Here is a 17,013-nt window from a genome sequence, read left to right on the forward strand (position 1 = left end):
TTCTGTTACTTAGGAATAAATTTATGTTAGTTGCAATTTTTAGTTTTGTAAAATATTATGGAGTAATTTCAATGACTAATAATTCTGACCACATTTTTTCTAATGTAGATATAAGGAAACTTCTTATTCCTATCATGCTGGAAATCTCTTAGCTTCACTTATGGGAACTGTTGATACTATGATGGTAAGTAATGTAGGTGCATCTGCTGTTTCAGCAGTATCGCTTGTTGATTCCATCAATATTCTTGTAATACAGGCCTTGTCAGCACTTGCTGCCGGAGGTGCAATCCTGTGTTCCCAGTACATAGGAAGTAGCAACCCTAAAGGTGCAAACCGCGCTGCAAGACAGGTATTTCTTGTCATGACAGTGCTGTCAGTATTGATATCTGCAATATGCCTCGTTCTTCGTGTTCCGATGCTTAAGTTCATCTTTGGTTCTGTAGAAGCTGAGGTTATGGCTGATTCACAGGCATACTTCCTTTTTACTCTGTTGTCATTTCCATTCATTGGCCTGTATGACGCCGGTGCGTCCATTATGAGAGCCCAGAAGGACAGCAAAAGCCCTATGACAATATCCATAATATCCAACTTTCTTAATATAGGTGGTAATGCAATTCTTATATTCGGACTTGGAATGGGCGTTGCGGGAGCTGCAATATCAACACTTGTATCAAGAGTTTTCTGTGCAGTTGTTGTAATTATTAAATTAAGAAATCCGTCACAGACCATATGCGTTAACAGATATTACACAATCCGCCCCGACTGGGATTTAATTAAGAAAGTCCTATATATCGGTATTCCTTCAGGTATTGAAAACAGCATGTTCCAGTTTGGAAAGCTGGCAATCCAGTCAACAGTTTCAACGCTCGGAACTGCTGCCATCGCTGCAAATGCTGTGACCAATATTCTGGAAAACCTTAACGGCGTTGCTGCACAGGGTGTAGGAATCGGACTTATGACTATAGTTGGCCAGTGTATTGGTGCCGGAAGAAAAGATGAAGCCATATACTATATAAAGAAGCTCAGTAAAATGGCTGAAGCTGCTATTATTATAAGCTGTCTTATTGTATTTGCATTGTGCCGGCCGATTACCATACTCGGTGGAATGGAAGCAGAAAGTGCAAGAATGTGTTTTGAGATGACTCTTTTCATAACAATAACCAAGCCAATATCATGGGTATTGTCATTCATTCCTGCGTACGGAATGCGTGCTGCCGGAGACGTGAAATTTTCAATGATAACATCATGTGCAAGCATGTGGTTATGCCGTGTAAGCTTTACTATATTCTTATGCCGTGTATATGGTTTTGGTCCTATTGCTGTATGGATTGGAATGTTTGCCGACTGGACTGTCCGCGGTATCGTGTTCACTATACGTTTCCACTCCCGCAGATGGCTTAATCATCATATAATTGACTGATCTTAACGAATTGGATTAACGATAAAAAACGCATGCCAGATTGAAAAAATCGGACATGCGTTTTATTATTTTTTTATAAATTATAATATTGTATTGTAAACCATATTATTACAATCAGCCATTATTCTAGAATCCCTTACAGTTACCCTTAAGAGTTGCTCCTGTAATATTAACTTTTCCATTAATATTAGTACAATCCTCAATAATAGCCTTGCCAAATGTTACTTTATAACCAAGTGCAGATGGTTTTCCTGTAAGTGGCCAGTGATAATTATTACCCTTATTAGAATCTGAAATACAATTCTTCATTGTTACAACACCACTCTGGTTGTTTCTATCGAAACCATTAGCATAATTACCTTTAGCAGTACAGCCTATAAGCTTATGGTTAAGAGGATCAAGGTGAGCTGCCTTTCCTGGTGTTTTATTATCTACTCCACCCATCTTAAATCCGTTACCATCACCATATATTCCGTCACAGTATCCATTGTAGTTAGCCTGGCAGTTTACAAGTGTTACTGCTCCATGAGCTGCATAACAATCCCAGCCATCATCACTATTGTATTCAGCTACACAGTTTTCAAAATAATTGCCTTCACCTGAATGAAGTTTTACTGCAAAACCATCAGCATTCTCACCCTTAGCATCTGCATTATGATGAGACTTGCAATTATAAAACTTGTTATAAGCTCCTCCGTTGCTTACCTGAAAACCTGCATCTTCATTATAGCAGCATGTTACATACTTTAATGTATTATTAGAACCTGAAATAAAGATTCCATTATCAGAAGCATTCTTAACTGTAATGTTAGAAAGTGTGCTTCCATTACCTGATAATGTAATTCCTCTTCCTGAACTTCCGCTTGTCTGTGAGAAATCTATTGTTGCATTATTCTTTCCTGTAAGATTAACACCTGCTGGAAGTGAAACAGCTCCGGACTTAACTGTTCCATCAATAACTACTGTCTGTCCTGACTTAGCCTTCTTAAGTGCATCTGCTAAAGACATTCCACCAGCCTTAACCACATAATTACCTGATACAGATGAACCTGTTGATGAACCTGAAGATGAGCTGCTTCCTGATGAAGAGCTGCCTGAACCTGATGAACTTCCTGATGAAGAACCAGATGATGAGCTGCCATTAGAATCAACCTGTACTTTGTAAATGTTGATTCCGCTGTTCTCTGAATACAGATATATGTATCCCTTAGAACCTGAATATGAATATGTTCCTAAAGAAGCTGTCTTATTAGCTGCAATAGTTCCAAGCTTCTTTCCATTAGAATCAGCTACGATTAAATTACGGGTAGAGCTTCCACTGCTTCTTAACACTACCTTTATTGTATCAGAACCTGACACCGGTACCTTAACTGAACGGTATGATGGAGTGCCTGTACCAGAAAGAGCCAGACAATATGTATATGCTGTGCCATCTACTGTTACAGATTCCGCCTTAACCTTCATATTCTTACTGCTTGTTGCCATAAGACCAAGTCCGTCTACTGTAGTACTTGATTTAATAGTTCCTAACTTCTTAAAATTAGAATTCTTGAAATTCCATGAATTCTGTGTTGCCGCATTAGCTGACAACACTGGTGCTGCTGTAAAACATACTAATAATACCGCAACAACAGCTGCAAAAACCCTTCTTGCCTTCTTAATCATGATTAACCTCCCAAACATTATAGATTAAATAGCAAAAGAGGCGTTATTTTGCTGGCAGTGTCCTATATCATGCAAAATAAATCGCCTCTGTTGCTAAAAATACCACAATATGGATAAAAATGAAATGGCTTAAAATTACAAAGATTTACGCAAGCGTTTGTGCATTTTGTATAGCACATTCTGAAATACGCCGTTTTATTGATACATTTTTACTCAAAAACTGATTTATTGTCACTTACCTTGATGTGAAAGTGGTTATCCTATGTAAAATATTTGATTCCTTTAAGAGGATATGGTCAACATTTTTCTGCACGAACTTTTCTCAATCCACTCATCTGGCATCTCAAAATGCTGGTAATCTTTTGCATGTTCCCAGTCGCCGCCCCACTCAAATCCATGTTCTGCAAACACCTTATAGCACAAATCGTCATGGTCGATTTTGTGTGGAAATTCAATGCTTCTGTCTGTATACTTTTCAGCATTGGCAGGCTCTACATTTCTTCTGCCATCAACATATTTCACATAAGGATTATAAAGCGTGTTGATGTCAACCGCCAGCCCTAACGCATGCTTTGACAGCTTCGTTGAATAGGAAATGTATCTGAAATTAAATGCTGAAGAATTATTATCACTCATTGACTTCTCGTCATCAGCATCATATTCATCAATAAGTCTGATTTTTTCAATCTCATAGCCAGCCTCGTAAAGCTGCTTAAATATATCAAGCACATCATCAGCAATCAGCCTGTTCACAACCAGCTCACCTGTGTGCGTTTTCCCATCAAATCCGACATGCAAAACTTTAAGATACCGCAAATCTTCTCTTGGAACGGTGCAGTTGTCCTTAAATGATTTCCCCTGCATCTTTGCAAATATGTCGTCTGGAATTGGTGATTGTGTAAATGACTGTGTGTTCATATGTGACTCCTTTACTTTTCTGGTTGTAGCTTCATTATATGAGATATTTTATCATAAGACCTACCAACGTGTAACAAAATATAGATTGAGTATGTCTATAAAACATGTTTGCGAAAGCAACCTACAGGAAAAGCCTACTAGATTACATATAAAAGAAGTATTAGTGGGCTTTTTACACTGACAATAGGTCTTGTCTATATTAACAGTCGTTTTAATATAAAAAATAAACCTACTACAAACAGGTAATCTCCCGATATAGTAGGCATTTTCTTTTGAAAGCTTGAAATCTTTCTCAGATTTGACCCACTAAATTGACAATGCATCATCAATTCGTAGGTTTTTCTTATTAATACGCACAGAATCCAGCAGATACTTAGTACTCAAATTCAACTATCCTGCAATTCTCACATATACAAGCTTCCACTTTCGTTCTGTGGTTCGCCTTAAGCGGTGTGATTTCAACAAATCCTTTGGCTGTTCTCGCATTTGTAAATACTCCAGGCACTTCATCGGCAAAGCTGAATGCACCGTCCTTACTGCTGAAAAGGTATCCTTTTCGCATTTCCTTATTACATTTTGGACAAATCATACATAACACCTCATTCCTTAATATCTTTACTAAGAACCGACATTGCCATGCTAAGTTTTTCTTCAAACTGCTCCGCTTTAACAAGCGCTATGCCCTCATTGTCATCGCCAAGCACAACCAGCCTGCTGCCATTCACCAGTCCAAAAGTCTCTCTAGCCTCTTTAGGAATAACTATCTGACCGCGGTCATTCACTGTGACAACACCCCACATGTGTTTGCCTTTGGGTGCCGGCGCCATCTTCTGCCCTTCAAGCTGCACATCGTCCTTTATTAAGGAATCCATCGTCACGCCATAAAATTCTGCAAGTCTGCCGCATTTTTCAATATCGGGAATTGTTTCACCTGCTCGTGTCAACCCCAGACCAAAAAAAAATTGATTTTTTTGTACCCTCAAATATCACTTCCCATTATACCTGCTATTGCAGTATATTGAAAGCAATATTTATACTTGCAGAAGAAAGGAGTGCCACATTTTCTCGGCACTCCAAACTCTGTAACCATCCATCTTACTTGAAAAATGGATCATCTGTATTCCATACAATCTCTATATTGTCCTCTCCATTGATAATCACTTTTTTGATTACCTTCTGGATTTTCTCTCTGTCAAAAGATTCCATATTGATGATACTTTCTAACTGTGTCTCAAACTTACTAGAAGAATTATCTTCTGGCGGTATTTCTGTTTTAAGCTGTTCGATTTCCTGATGCAATTCATCAATCTGCTCCACCATCGCCTTTGAACGCTTGACATACTCTTCTCTTGTGAGCTTGTCATCCTTATAATCAGAATACAACATCATCTTTTTACTGCTGAGGCTCTTCACCTTCTTTTCAAGTGTTGCAATCTTTTCTTCCGGAGATACTTCTTTCGATTTACCGGCTCTCTTTATTCCTTTCTCATCCAGATAAACTGTTGCATACATATTTACAGTTTTCATGATTGCATCTTCAACCTTGGCAATTTCCACCCTGTTGCTTTTGCATGGAGAATTTTCCTCAATTCTGGACGAGTAACAAAGAAGAATGTCACCTTTTACCCTTTTGCTGGGTGCTAAAGCTCTGCCACACACACCACAATAATAAAATGGATTATAGTTTCTCTTACCACGCTTTGAACGAACACATTTTTTTGAATTAGCGTGTGCCATATCAAATAATTCCTGAGTAATAATGGGTTCATGGCAATTTTCTATCACCATCCATTCGTCTTTAGGAACATAGCTTGAAGTGTTATTGCTGCCTACCCTCTTCTTTGTTTTATTCCATATCAGTTTTCCAAGATAAACTTCATCGTTTAATATATCCCGGATAGAAGAAGTACTCCACAGACTTTTTACTTCAACTGCATGGAAAAAGTTTCTGCTTCCTTTTCTCTTTTTGTATGCGGATGGTGTATCAATACCCTGAGCATTCAGATAATTTGCCACTTCCGTTTTACTTTTGCCCTGTGCGGTCAGTTCAAATATCAGCTTAACCACTTCTGCTGCTTCCGGATCCACAATAATCTTATGCTTATCATTTGGGTCTTTGACATATCCATACCTTAACTGACCACTGATGTTCTCACCTTTCAGTATCCTTGTGTGCATTGCAGAACTGACTTTATTAGACAAGTCCCTGCTATAAAGCATATAGATTAAGTTCTTAAACGCAACATTCATACCGCCCGTCGAACCATCATAGTTATCGCTGTCATAATTGTCATTAACTGCAATAACTCGTACCTGATAAAGTGGAAGTATCTGCTCCAGAAGACTACCGACTTCAATATAATCCCTTCCGAGTCTGGATAAATCCTTTACAACAATGCAGGATATTTTATCAGCTCGGACATCCTCCATAAGCTTCATATAGCCTGGTCTTTCAAATTTTGTTCCGGTAAATCCATCATCACAGTATTCCTGTACCTTCGTATCCTTAAGCTCCGAATGATTGCCAATAAATGATTCTAACAATTCTCTCTGACTGGATACACTGTTACTCTCTTCCTTCTGATTTAATGATACATCCTCATCTTCCATAGAAAGGCGAATATACATAGCAGTTATCTTACTCATACAAATCACCTTCTCTCTTATTCTTTACCTGTAACAGTTCTTCCAGGCAATCATCATACACCAGATTTACGGAAATTCTTCCATCTTCAAACACCTGTACCTTGTCAACAAATGCATCTGCCAGCTCTTTGTTAAGCTTTCTGCATTTCAGATATTTATTGATAAGGTTTTCCCAGTCTTCATCAATCTTATAATTCTTTGAATACAGGTTCTGAGATACTAAAAGATTATCAATCTCCTTCTTCAAGCTCTGCTTTTAGAAGATACTGCTGTTTTAATGTCAGATATTCGCTCTCATTAATCAAATGTTCTGAGTAATCTCCATATAACTCAGAGAACTTGCGGTTTACTTTCTCCAGTTCCCTGCGCTGTCTGGTAATGGCTTTTTCATACACATCGTATTTTTTCAGTCCGCTGCTTCTTGCATTTAATTCCCGTATCACTTTTAATGCGTCAATACAGCAACGCATATGATTTGAAATCTGAGCAAAGACAGCTTTGTTGACTTCCTCCTGATCAATTTTGTGTCTTGAACATGCCGGATTAATACCATCTGAAAAAGTTCCACAAAAATATACATACGATTTTGTTGTTCTTGGAGAAAGTCTCATTCCCTTGCCACAGTCTCCGCATACGATTTTTCCCTTTAGCAGATTCATTTCATTAGGTGGGTGTTTTGTAAACTCTTTTGCAAAATAAGCATCCGAGATTTCCTTTACTCTTTCCTGTACCTTTTCGAATGTCTTTTTGTCGATAAGCGGCTCATGCGTATTTTCAACAACGACCCATTCACTTGGATCTGTTGCATGGAGTGGAATATTATTGTATTTCTCAATTACTACTTTCCCATGCACCGCCGAACCAATATAAGCCTGATTTGTCAGTATTGACTTGACTGTTGTTTTGGTCCATACACCATTGGTTCTTACATTCTGCTGATAACCAAGAGATTTTAAATACATCAATGGTGACATTATTCCCTGCTCATTCAGATATTTTGCAATTGGTGTGTAACCTTTGCCATCTAAAAACAATTTATAAATAAGCCTGACATTTCCAGCAGTTGCTTCATCCACAACAATTCTGTTCTTCTCCGTCTTGGATTTCAGATATCCATATGGAGCAAAACCGCACATATATTCATCAGTAGTCCATTTTCTACGATGTGCAGTTGAAACTTTCTTGGAAATATCCTTTGCATAAAACTCATTTACGATATTTTTCAAAGGCATCATAAGGTCTGTGCCCGGTCTGAACGAGTCAAAATCATCCGTAACAGCAATGAATCTTACATTGAGAAAAGGAAACACTCTTTCAATGTAGTTCCCCATCTCCACATAATTTCTTCCAAGTCTCGATAAATCCTTAACAATAATACAGTTAATTCTTCCTGTTTTTGCATCCTCAAGCATTCGCTTAAAATCCGGTCTTTCAAAATTAGTACCGGTAAAGGAAGCATCATAATATTCCTCTTCAATTACAATATCTTCGTGATCTTTGACATAATTCTTCATAAGTTCCATCTGTGTTTCGATTGTCCCTCTCTCAATGTTCTCTTCCTTTTCATGGGACAGTCTTGCATATAATCCAGCCTTAAAAAGTACCTTCTTCTCTTTATCCGGTAAGGCTGTGTTTTCCTGTAGCATCATATTTTTTCTGCTTTTTCTTGCCATATTACACAGCCTCCCTTCTGCTGATATTTAATTGTCCACCCGGTTCTTTATCTACTTGATAACCAAGTTTTTCGACTGATTCTAATAACTTCTTATAACAATCATCAAAGTCAAATACGATTTCAATCTCTTTATTCTCTGAAACCCTTACCTCAGAAATCAGTTTTACAACCACGTCCCTGGTCAGTTCCTTAATATCCTTGTATTCGGTAAAATAATTCATCCAGAGATGCTTATCATCCTTCTCCTCAAAAATTAAAGCAATGTCTCTCTCAATCTGGCGAATTATTTCTTCTCCCTCTTTTGCTTTTTTCAGATATGCCTCATGAAGTTCAAGATATTCTTCTTTAGTAAGAATTCCGTCCTTCATATCTTCATACAGTGAAGTTTTCAGTCTTTTACACTTCTCAACTTCCTCAAGTTTTTTCTGTTTTCTTGCTTCAAGACTTTTTACATCAAGCTGCTGGAAAGGAATTGTTCCAATATAATCAAGTATTTCTTCCAGATTCATTACGTTTTTGATATGAAGCTTTAACATTTCAAGCACCGTATCCTCTAATAACGATACTGATATTGAGTGCTGTGAACACTGCTTTGTCAATTTATGATTAGAGCAGATATAGTAAGCGTATTTCTTATCACCTGCTGTTGTAATTTTTCTTGTCATTGGTGAACCACAGTCTGCACATACTGCAATACCTGAAAGATTATAGACCATATCTGAATCCGGAGATATTCTCGTATCCATTCCCAACAACCTTTGAACAATCTCAAAATCCCTGTCACTAATAATCGGCTCATGATTTTTTTCGATTCTTATCCAGTCAGATTCCGGCTTAACAACCTCCTGCTTCACTTTATGATTTGGTGTCGTTCTTTTGCCTTGAACAAGATTTCCAATGTAAATCTCATTTTCAAGAATCCTGCGGACCGTGACTGAACTCCATACCGATTTTTCATTCTGCAAAAATCCGGTCTGATAACCGCTCCCTGTGCTCTGCTTATATTCCATAGGTGCAAGCACACCCTCATTATTCAACTGTGTTGCTATTGCATCCTGACTCATTCCGTGAAGCTTTAGCCGAAAAATTTCCTTCACAATACCGGCTGCATAAATATCAATAACCAGCTTATGTTTATCATCATCCGATTTTTCATACCCATAGGGAACAAATGCACCGATATACTCACCATTTTTTCTCTTTACATCCAAATGGCTTCGTATCTTTATACTGATATCCCTGCAATATGCATCATTGATCAGGTTTTTAAACGGAATAATAATCTCATCACCCTGTGACTTTCCAGTCACACTGTCATAGTTATCATTGATTGCAATAAACCTTACACCAAGAGCCGGAAATAATCTTTCGATGTATCGACCTGAATCAATATACTCACGTCCAAAACGTGAAAGATCCTTTACCACCACACAATCAATTACTCCTCGCTTAATATCTTCCATCATCGTCTGAAAAGACGGACGGTCAAAATTAGAGCCGGAATAACCATCATCCACATATTCTTTAACTATTCTAATGTCTTTTTTGTCTGCAAGGAAATTTCGGATGAAATCCTTTTGATTTGAAATACTATTACTCTCAGCTTTTGCGCTGGTAGAAACATCGCCATCCTCCTTAGATAATCTAACGTAGATGGCTGCATGATAGATTTTTGAGATTTGTTTACTCATATCGCAACACTCCTTTAAATATTCTACGTCAGATGTACCCAACTAAAATATCAAAGGAAGTTATGCCATATTCATTTAGTCCTTGAACATATCATAGCACAACTCCCTTTCATTTTCCATATGATTCTGAAAAAAGATTCTAAACTGTAAGCAGCATATTCTTGAAAGCTTCTTCTATGGAAACTCCATTATTGGCAAAGCTTACTTTAACTTTCATCTTCCCCACTCTCATCATATAGGGATTTCCAACTTTTCTTATAAACTTCTGCTGTCTCTTTTCAATCGTATCATTCAGATCAGCATGATAAGATGCCATATCGGGCATTTCATTAATCTTGACATCACTAAAATCAGTATCAAGCAATGCTCTGTATTCTTCTGCTGTCATAAAATCTATCCCCCTTTCAGTAAAAATACCACCCATAAAATACAGGTGGCTATGTAACCCGGAGCAAATGCCCCGGTAATATTTAATTGTACTTTTCATATGCCCCAATCTGGATTTTTACACATTCAGTAATCTTATCAAGTAGTTCCGTATCTGAAATTGAAGCAACTACCCTCTCAATCTGGACATTTACATCAATGGATACAATCTGCTCACATAATGCCATACTGTCAAATACCTCAAAATCTGTGTCAGTAACCTTTACCTTTACAGCCGGTATTAGACAGTGGGTTGGCAGATATTTCTTTTTCCATGTTTTTGTGGACATGGCTACTGCTGTGACAACCGGTGAATACTGATTTGCCTTGTTATTTGAGATAATAATATAAGGTCTTGTATACTTCTGAATGCTCCCTTTACTTACTGACTCCAGATTTGCAATAACAATATCGCCCCTGTTCAGTTTCATCTATGTCATTCCTCCTGTTCCCTGATATATTCTTCTGCCTCATCCTCTGTCGGACAGGCAACAATCCGTTTCCCATATTCATCAATCACTACTGTTTCGCCCGGAAATATAATCAGTTTTAATTTTCTATTTTCTTCTGTCATATCATTCAAAAGAAATGAGAGCAGGTTCATAGCCCCTGCTCTCTGCATTAATACTGATTCCATGTTCCGCTGCAAGTGTCATTACAGCTTTAATCTCATTAAGTTCCATTGAAATGTCTACCACATCTCTTACCAGCACACAGATAATGGCATCTCTTTCAATATAATATCTTAATCGTTCAACCGCTTTTTTATCTGTATTGAAAACTGTCTCAACAACTTCCATGCCGGACTTTTTTGCATATGCCTCGATACGGCCAGCTGTATCATTTGCATTATTCCTTACAAATATCAGACACTGCTTTTCTTTGGAATCCTGCATATTGCCTCCTATCTGCCGTCCCTGATGTTATGATAGAACTTTGATACCGTATCAAGCACCAGCCCTCTTATATCACTTTCCTGAACGGGCTCTTTGTACATCATCTCATAACACTCTTCAAGTTCTCCATTAATATCCTCCACATAGATATCATATTCGCTGAGTTTTCCAAGTGTATCAATAACGGTCTCATCTGTTGCACCAATCATATCCTTTGAAAGTGTTATGATTGTATTAACATCTTCTTCCATATTTAAACCGATAATGGCATATTTCATCGGAAATGAAACTCCTTCTGTAGAAGCAGGCTCTGAAAGCATAGCTACAATTTCATAGCCATTATCCTTACAATACTTTTCAAGCAACTTCGGCACAAAATGATCTGTAGCCTCTAATCCTGTTTTTGCATAATATATAATTGCTCTTTCCATCTTAAAATCTCCTTATAAATAATATTGATTTGATACTGTGCGCACTTTATCTCCTCACATAAGCTGACTTATCTGTACTCTCCACACCATCACACCTAAACATTTCTTTTCTGTCGGTGACCATAAATCAGTTTGTGTGGGAAGATAAAATACTATCTTCCCGGTTTCTTAACCATCCCCGTATCGGGTAACATATCCTTTGCCAGCCACAAACACTTCGTAGTTTCCTGCCCATCCATACTTACGAAAGTAGCCACTCTCTGAAAATGCGTTTTGCTGAAATTCAGGTGCACTTATTATCTCATTACCTCCGGCTGCTAACCCGGTAGGCACAACCCTCTGCTCTTATCCTTAAAGGCTCCTGCTGTTACGTTTCTCATAATCGGCTACAGCTCTGAGGATAGTCATCGCACGAAATGGGATTCTGCCACCCTGTCATAGACAAGGCGATATAAGCTCGTGGGATATGCGTGTCCTATTCTGTTTTCAATATTCAACGGTTCTTTTCTCAGAACCTGAACAGAGTATAACTGACACCACGCATCTTCTACAGTAACCGACACTCTTTTGAACTAAGAGTAACACTCCCACCTGTTCCAAATTCTTATAAAAAAAGCCGGACTGCATCATCAAAATGCAATCCGACTTTTTTATTCTGTCAGAAGTTTCATATTGTCAACGGCATTTAATACCATATTCCGGATAAACTGTACTTCCTTCTCCTTCAGACCAACCAGCAGATCATCGACTTCTGCCTTTCTTTCACACCCACACACAAGATAATCCAACGTTATATGAAACAATTCAGCAATACTAATCAACGTATCTATTTTTGCTCCATTTACACCAGCTTCAATTTTCCGCAGAGCATCCACTGACAATCCAATCTGCTCGGCAAGCTGCTGTCTTGTCATTCTTCTTGCCGCACGCAACTCTTTTATTCTTTCTCCACTATTAACAATATCGTAGTACACCTTCCACTCTTTTCCGGCACCTTATATATTTGCTTAAGCTATATTTATTGTACCGTAAGCGAATCTTTTGTAAGAGTGACTAAACCAGCTATTTCAGGTGGAATATTGTACACCTTAATACCAAGAATATAAATATTTGCGGATTAAAAAAGAGATATTTCCAAACTCTCATTACATTTTGGAAATATCTCTTTACTTAATATCCTCATCCGGCACAAACTCCATGATGTCCTCTATCTTACAATCAAGTATGGAACATAATCTGTTAAGGATTACCGTTTTTACGACCATATTCTTTCGCAATCGCTGTAACTGTGCTTTATCTATTCCATAATCTTTAATTAGTGCATACTGGCTAATATTTTTCTTCTTGAGTGTGATCCATAACCTGTCATATACTATCATTACAAAGACCTCCTCCTTGTATTCTACGCAAGAGTGTCCTATAATGATATGGTGCGTGTATGCACCATACTGTATGTGTATGATAGAATAGAAAATAGCCATAATCTGCATAGAAAACAGCCCTCAAGGTTATTATGTAATATAGAACGGATTATCTGTTTTACTTTTATGGTATTCAACCGGGACAATTCAAGCACCTGACAATTTGCCCGTAGATACCCTTCTCAGAAAGGATTCACAACAACACTATGAATGATAAAAGCACATACTCTGTTGATAAATATTTAGAAATCATTGCCGAAAAAGAAGGAATCACAAAAGAAGAAGTCCAACAGGAAATTGGACGGGCAGTTTCCATTGCTTTAAAAAGCCCTGATCCACAAATGCAACGCTTCTGGACAGACTTTCCATGTGAAAATGATACTCCCACCATTGAAGAAATCATATACCATCTCGCTGAAAAATTTGCAAAAGAGTCATAGACAAAGGACAGGATAACTACCCATCTATTCACTCAGATAATCTTCCTGTCCTCTTAATATTTGTTCAATCATATGTAATGCAAATTCTATTTCTCTTTCGTCGCACCGATTCATCATAAATGCAAAACGCTCAATGTGCTTCTTAGGGTGCTGCTGGCTCATCAGAACCATAGGCGATGACTCCAATGCATGAACAATATTCAAATATGTATCAAGACTCATTGCCCTTCTGCCATTTTCAACACTTTTGATAGTATCCAATGATACATCTGCCCGTTCTGCAAGCTCTGCCTGCGTAATTCCAAGCCTTCTTCGTTCTTTTCTGATATTCTCTGCAATAATTTTGTATATGTGCTCTCTTTTCCCCATAGCCCCATCATCCTTTCTGACTTATCGCATTATATCAGAAATTATTATGGTGTCTGGCAATCTGTAACCATTTGCCATTTTCATGTAATACTTTGCAGATTTTACTATCTCCTGTCAATTCATGGCAATGTATTATTCAATATTTTTCTCCCATTTTCAGCATATTTTTAAATTCCAGATTATCTTTTGACAAATCATCATAGACTCCACTTCCAACAACAGCACCATCTTTCAGCATGATAATCTGATCTGCTTCTTTTAATATCTCCTGTTTGTGGGTAATGATTATGACCGTCTTTTCTTTCAGTTTCGTATGGAGCAGTCCGTTAATCTGATGTTCAGAATACACATCTGTATTAGATGTGGCTTCATCAAATATAATAACCGGACTGTTATGCACCAACGCCCTTGCCAGTGCAATTTTCTGTTTCTGTCCTCCGGAAAGCATTGCCCCATTCTGTCCTACCACATAATCCAATGACACCCCAGAAATAAAATCAGCAAGTCCACTATCTTTACAGGCTTCCATAATGAACTTATCATCTATATCTTTATACATACAGATATTATCCCTTATCGATGAATTGAACAGATAGATATCCTGACTTACCACCGAAACCATGTTTCTATAATCCTTCAATACAAGTTCCGAAATATCCGTACCGCATAATGTTATTTTACCACTTGTAGGTTGGTATAATTGCAGCAACAGACTTATCAGTGTGCTTTTTCCCGAACCATTCCGACCAATCAGCACCGTTTTACTTCCCTTAGGAAAAGATATATTAACATCAGACAATACCGCTTTGTCCTTTTCATATGAAAAAGAAAGATTCTGTAATTCCAGACCACCGAAGCAAGGCTCTGTCATACTCTCCTCATTTCCCTTTTCTTCTTCAAGTGCCATAAACTCATAATACCGCTTTGTTGAAGGAATAATTCCTGACAAAAGATACCCGATATTGAGTATTGCTGAAATAGGTCCTGTCACATACGCACTATATGTAATAAACGCAAACACACTTCCTACTGAAAGCTGCATATCAAAAACAAGATTTGCACCAATAATATATATCAGGCTGGTCAGCAGATGTACGATAATGTTATCCGTTATGCCGTTCCACTGGGCAAGCATATTCATCTTTTTCTGTTTATTGATTACAGAAAGCTGTCTGTCAGCAAATTCGGCTCTCTTATTTTCCAGTATTCCAAAAAGCTTTACTTCCCTTACACCGCCAACAGTGTCTCCAAACCATCCGGCATATTTCTCGCTTTCTGTAATAAACTCGTCCATGATTCTTTTTCGCTTCTTTGCAAAATGCTTCATAATAACCGCTTTTACCGGAACAAAAAGAAGTACCATGAGTGTCATTCTGTAATCCAGGATAAAAAGCCCGATGATTCCACCTACCATGCTGAATGCCTGGGTGACGACAAAAAACACACCCTCATCTGCAATAGAAGTCATGTTGCCTATATCCACATTTATGTTATTTAGGATTTCCGCATAATTTCTATTGGTGAAATAATCCGCTTTTATTTTCATCAGATGCTTAAACGACTGTTCCGATAAAGAATATTGTATATTCGCAGATATATCTACCCGTTTCTTTTCTTTTATAATATCTATAACTGCTATAATCATATAAATAAGCAATGAGCATATTACCTGTTTTATAAGCAGTTCTTTGTCTCCGCCTATGAAACCATAGTCCATAATCCCTCGGTTTAATAACGGAATACACATATTCAATCCCGTTGAAATGAGCAGACATGCAATAATCAGTGCAATTATTTTTCTATAATCCTTTAGCAGCCCCAGCAGTTTCTTTACTGCTTCTTTATTCCTCATCTTCATCCTCCGTCAGGATTGTAAGCAAACAATCATATACTTTCTTTATCTGCTGCTCTCCGAGGGTTCCAAAACACATCTGTGTCTTTTTTATTTTGTCGCAATAAATTTGTATTCCTGTCTGCTTCTTCCCATTTTCTATTCTTACAAATATATCGGCTTCCACACCGATGCTTTCTTTTTCCTGTATTCCACAAATAATCAAATCAGACTGGTTGTAATAAGTCTGCCAATACAGGAAATCACCAATCTTATTACTTATATCTTCATCAACAGCAAAAGGGATATATTCTAAATCATACAATACGCTCTCCTGTTCAGTGGAAATAGCATACGCATTATAGCCCTCTGCTTCAAAACACTTTCTTAATTCCGTAAGCCACCATATCTGATCCTGCTCTTTATCACTTTTTATAAGTATGACAGGTATATTGATGCTCTCCTTCTTTATCCTTGAACATAAGATCTGTTCTTTTCTGTTTCTTCTGCTCCAGAAAAAGCACTGTGTATCCGGCTGCTCTGCTATTTCATTGCCAAGATACACAATGTGCTTCTCCCTGTATTCATTAAACTCATTTTTATCATACAAAATTACAGTGTCTGCTTCTTCCTTTGCAGCTACCTCAAAATAAACCTCTGCCTTACTCTTTAATACCTTTCCGGCAATCCATCCTTTTTCTATCCAATCCGGAATATATTGTACACATTTTCCCCTGAATTTCTGGTATAAATGCTTCTTAATCTGCCATACATTATTGATCCATGACTGTTCCATCATTAACCTTCCAGCCATTGCTGTTACATAAGGTGCCGCATAGCTGTTACTTTTCTGAAGCGTTATATCGTTTCCTCCAAACCAGATTTTGTGTTCCGATGGAGCTGCAAAATCCACACCTTTATCCCGCAAACCTTCCGCATCAATGTTAAATGTATCTTTTGCTTTTACTCCGATAACATTTGAAAAGGATGCCGGGAAAGCCGTATACCCACTGTTAGCAGTTGCCGCAATTATGATAAGTCCCTTATTGGCATATTGATTTACCAACTGCCGAATTATTCCTTTGTCCTTAAAATGTGTAGTTCCAAAACTCAGATTGACAAGTCTTATATTGTTCATCAGACACCAGTCAAACGCTGATTTCAGATCATCCACATTTCCTTTT

General features: G+C 37.7%; 21 protein-coding genes. 2 read left to right on the forward strand and 19 right to left on the reverse strand.

The window, feature by feature from the left end:
* Nucleotides 1–178: 178 nt before the first annotated feature.
* Nucleotides 179–1,420, forward strand: coding sequence for an MATE family efflux transporter (locus DW963_RS08930; RefSeq protein WP_353652798.1), 1,242 nt, complete (start codon nucleotides 179–181; stop codon nucleotides 1,418–1,420).
* Nucleotides 1,421–1,546: 126 nt separating this feature from the next.
* Here DW963_RS08930 and DW963_RS13690 read toward each other — a convergent pair whose 3' ends face one another.
* The 16 genes from DW963_RS13690 to DW963_RS08995 all read right to left on the reverse strand — a co-directional run bounded on the left by DW963_RS13690 (nucleotide 1,547) and on the right by DW963_RS08995 (nucleotide 13,147).
* On the reverse strand, nucleotides 1,547–3,085 hold the full coding sequence (locus DW963_RS13690) for a right-handed parallel beta-helix repeat-containing protein (RefSeq protein WP_286169243.1): 1,539 nt from the start codon (nucleotides 3,083–3,085) through the stop codon (nucleotides 1,547–1,549).
* A 282-nt stretch (nucleotides 3,086–3,367) separates the two neighbouring features.
* The gene (locus DW963_RS08940) at nucleotides 3,368–4,003 is read right to left on the reverse strand and encodes a M15 family metallopeptidase (protein ID WP_117915199.1); all 636 of its coding nucleotides are present in this window, start codon (nucleotides 4,001–4,003) and stop codon (nucleotides 3,368–3,370) included.
* Nucleotides 4,004–4,376: 373 nt separating this feature from the next.
* Nucleotides 4,377–4,592, reverse strand: coding sequence for a PF20097 family protein (locus tag DW963_RS08945; protein ID WP_117915201.1), 216 nt, complete (start codon nucleotides 4,590–4,592; stop codon nucleotides 4,377–4,379).
* Nucleotides 4,593–4,602: 10 nt separating this feature from the next.
* On the reverse strand, nucleotides 4,603–4,875 hold the full coding sequence (locus DW963_RS08950) for an AbrB/MazE/SpoVT family DNA-binding domain-containing protein (RefSeq protein ID WP_117915296.1): 273 nt from the start codon (nucleotides 4,873–4,875) through the stop codon (nucleotides 4,603–4,605).
* Nucleotides 4,876–5,098: 223 nt separating this feature from the next.
* A complete protein-coding gene (locus tag DW963_RS08955; RefSeq protein WP_117915203.1) occupies nucleotides 5,099–6,649 on the reverse strand; it encodes a recombinase family protein in 1,551 nt (516 codons plus the stop codon).
* On the reverse strand, nucleotides 6,642–6,896 hold the full coding sequence (locus tag DW963_RS13695) for a hypothetical protein (protein ID WP_242853365.1): 255 nt from the start codon (nucleotides 6,894–6,896) through the stop codon (nucleotides 6,642–6,644). The genes DW963_RS08955 and DW963_RS13695 overlap by 8 nt, the downstream gene beginning before the upstream one ends.
* Nucleotides 6,880–8,322 carry a recombinase family protein gene (locus tag DW963_RS08960; RefSeq protein WP_286169246.1) on the reverse strand — a complete coding sequence of 481 codons (1,443 nt, stop codon included), beginning with the start codon at nucleotides 8,320–8,322 and terminating at the stop codon, nucleotides 6,880–6,882. Before DW963_RS08960 ends, DW963_RS13695 begins: the two co-directional genes overlap by 17 nt.
* Before the next feature lies 1 nt (nucleotide 8,323).
* Nucleotides 8,324–10,015, reverse strand: coding sequence for a recombinase family protein (locus DW963_RS08965; RefSeq protein WP_055067728.1), 1,692 nt, complete (start codon nucleotides 10,013–10,015; stop codon nucleotides 8,324–8,326).
* Nucleotides 10,016–10,154: 139 nt separating this feature from the next.
* Nucleotides 10,155–10,403: a DUF6870 family protein gene (locus DW963_RS08970; protein ID WP_015559318.1), complete on the reverse strand. Its 249-nt coding sequence runs from the start codon at nucleotides 10,401–10,403 to the stop codon at nucleotides 10,155–10,157.
* A gap of 82 nt (nucleotides 10,404–10,485) precedes the next feature.
* A complete protein-coding gene (locus DW963_RS08975) occupies nucleotides 10,486–10,872 on the reverse strand; it encodes a type II toxin-antitoxin system PemK/MazF family toxin (protein WP_117915205.1) in 387 nt (128 codons plus the stop codon).
* Between the two features lie 5 nt (nucleotides 10,873–10,877).
* On the reverse strand, nucleotides 10,878–11,045 hold the full coding sequence (locus DW963_RS13185) for a hypothetical protein (RefSeq protein ID WP_155177762.1): 168 nt from the start codon (nucleotides 11,043–11,045) through the stop codon (nucleotides 10,878–10,880).
* The gene (locus DW963_RS08980; RefSeq protein ID WP_117915207.1) at nucleotides 11,017–11,337 is read right to left on the reverse strand and encodes a polysaccharide deacetylase; all 321 of its coding nucleotides are present in this window, start codon (nucleotides 11,335–11,337) and stop codon (nucleotides 11,017–11,019) included. The genes DW963_RS13185 and DW963_RS08980 overlap by 29 nt, the downstream gene beginning before the upstream one ends.
* 8 nt (nucleotides 11,338–11,345) lie before the next feature.
* Entirely contained in the window at nucleotides 11,346–11,768 is a 423-nt protein-coding gene (locus tag DW963_RS08985; protein ID WP_117915209.1) for a phosphoglycerate mutase, read from the reverse strand.
* A 168-nt stretch (nucleotides 11,769–11,936) separates the two neighbouring features.
* A complete protein-coding gene (locus DW963_RS13430) occupies nucleotides 11,937–12,101 on the reverse strand; it encodes a hypothetical protein (RefSeq protein WP_187307215.1) in 165 nt (54 codons plus the stop codon).
* Nucleotides 12,102–12,418: 317 nt separating this feature from the next.
* Nucleotides 12,419–12,742, reverse strand: coding sequence for a helix-turn-helix domain-containing protein (locus tag DW963_RS08990; protein WP_005602820.1), 324 nt, complete (start codon nucleotides 12,740–12,742; stop codon nucleotides 12,419–12,421).
* A gap of 192 nt (nucleotides 12,743–12,934) precedes the next feature.
* Nucleotides 12,935–13,147 carry a helix-turn-helix domain-containing protein gene (locus DW963_RS08995; RefSeq protein WP_014081251.1) on the reverse strand — a complete coding sequence of 71 codons (213 nt, stop codon included), beginning with the start codon at nucleotides 13,145–13,147 and terminating at the stop codon, nucleotides 12,935–12,937.
* A gap of 248 nt (nucleotides 13,148–13,395) precedes the next feature.
* Between DW963_RS08995 and DW963_RS09000 the strand changes: the two genes are divergently transcribed.
* A complete protein-coding gene (locus tag DW963_RS09000; protein WP_007882340.1) occupies nucleotides 13,396–13,629 on the forward strand; it encodes a hypothetical protein in 234 nt (77 codons plus the stop codon).
* Between the two features lie 24 nt (nucleotides 13,630–13,653).
* Here DW963_RS09000 and DW963_RS09005 read toward each other — a convergent pair whose 3' ends face one another.
* From DW963_RS09005 to DW963_RS09015, 3 genes are all read right to left on the reverse strand, one after another.
* A complete protein-coding gene (locus DW963_RS09005) occupies nucleotides 13,654–13,998 on the reverse strand; it encodes a helix-turn-helix domain-containing protein (protein WP_007882339.1) in 345 nt (114 codons plus the stop codon).
* A gap of 136 nt (nucleotides 13,999–14,134) precedes the next feature.
* Nucleotides 14,135–15,850: an ABC transporter ATP-binding protein gene (locus tag DW963_RS09010; RefSeq protein ID WP_117915211.1), complete on the reverse strand. Its 1,716-nt coding sequence runs from the start codon at nucleotides 15,848–15,850 to the stop codon at nucleotides 14,135–14,137.
* Complete coding sequence (locus DW963_RS09015; protein WP_286169253.1) at nucleotides 15,840–17,003, reverse strand: S8 family serine peptidase; 1,164 nt, start codon at nucleotides 17,001–17,003, stop codon at nucleotides 15,840–15,842. The genes DW963_RS09010 and DW963_RS09015 overlap by 11 nt, the downstream gene beginning before the upstream one ends.
* Between the last annotated feature and the right edge of the window lie 10 nt (nucleotides 17,004–17,013).

Source organism: Eubacterium sp. AM46-8 (assembly GCF_003466705.1).
Taxonomy (GTDB): domain Bacteria; phylum Bacillota; class Clostridia; order Lachnospirales; family Lachnospiraceae; genus Lachnospira.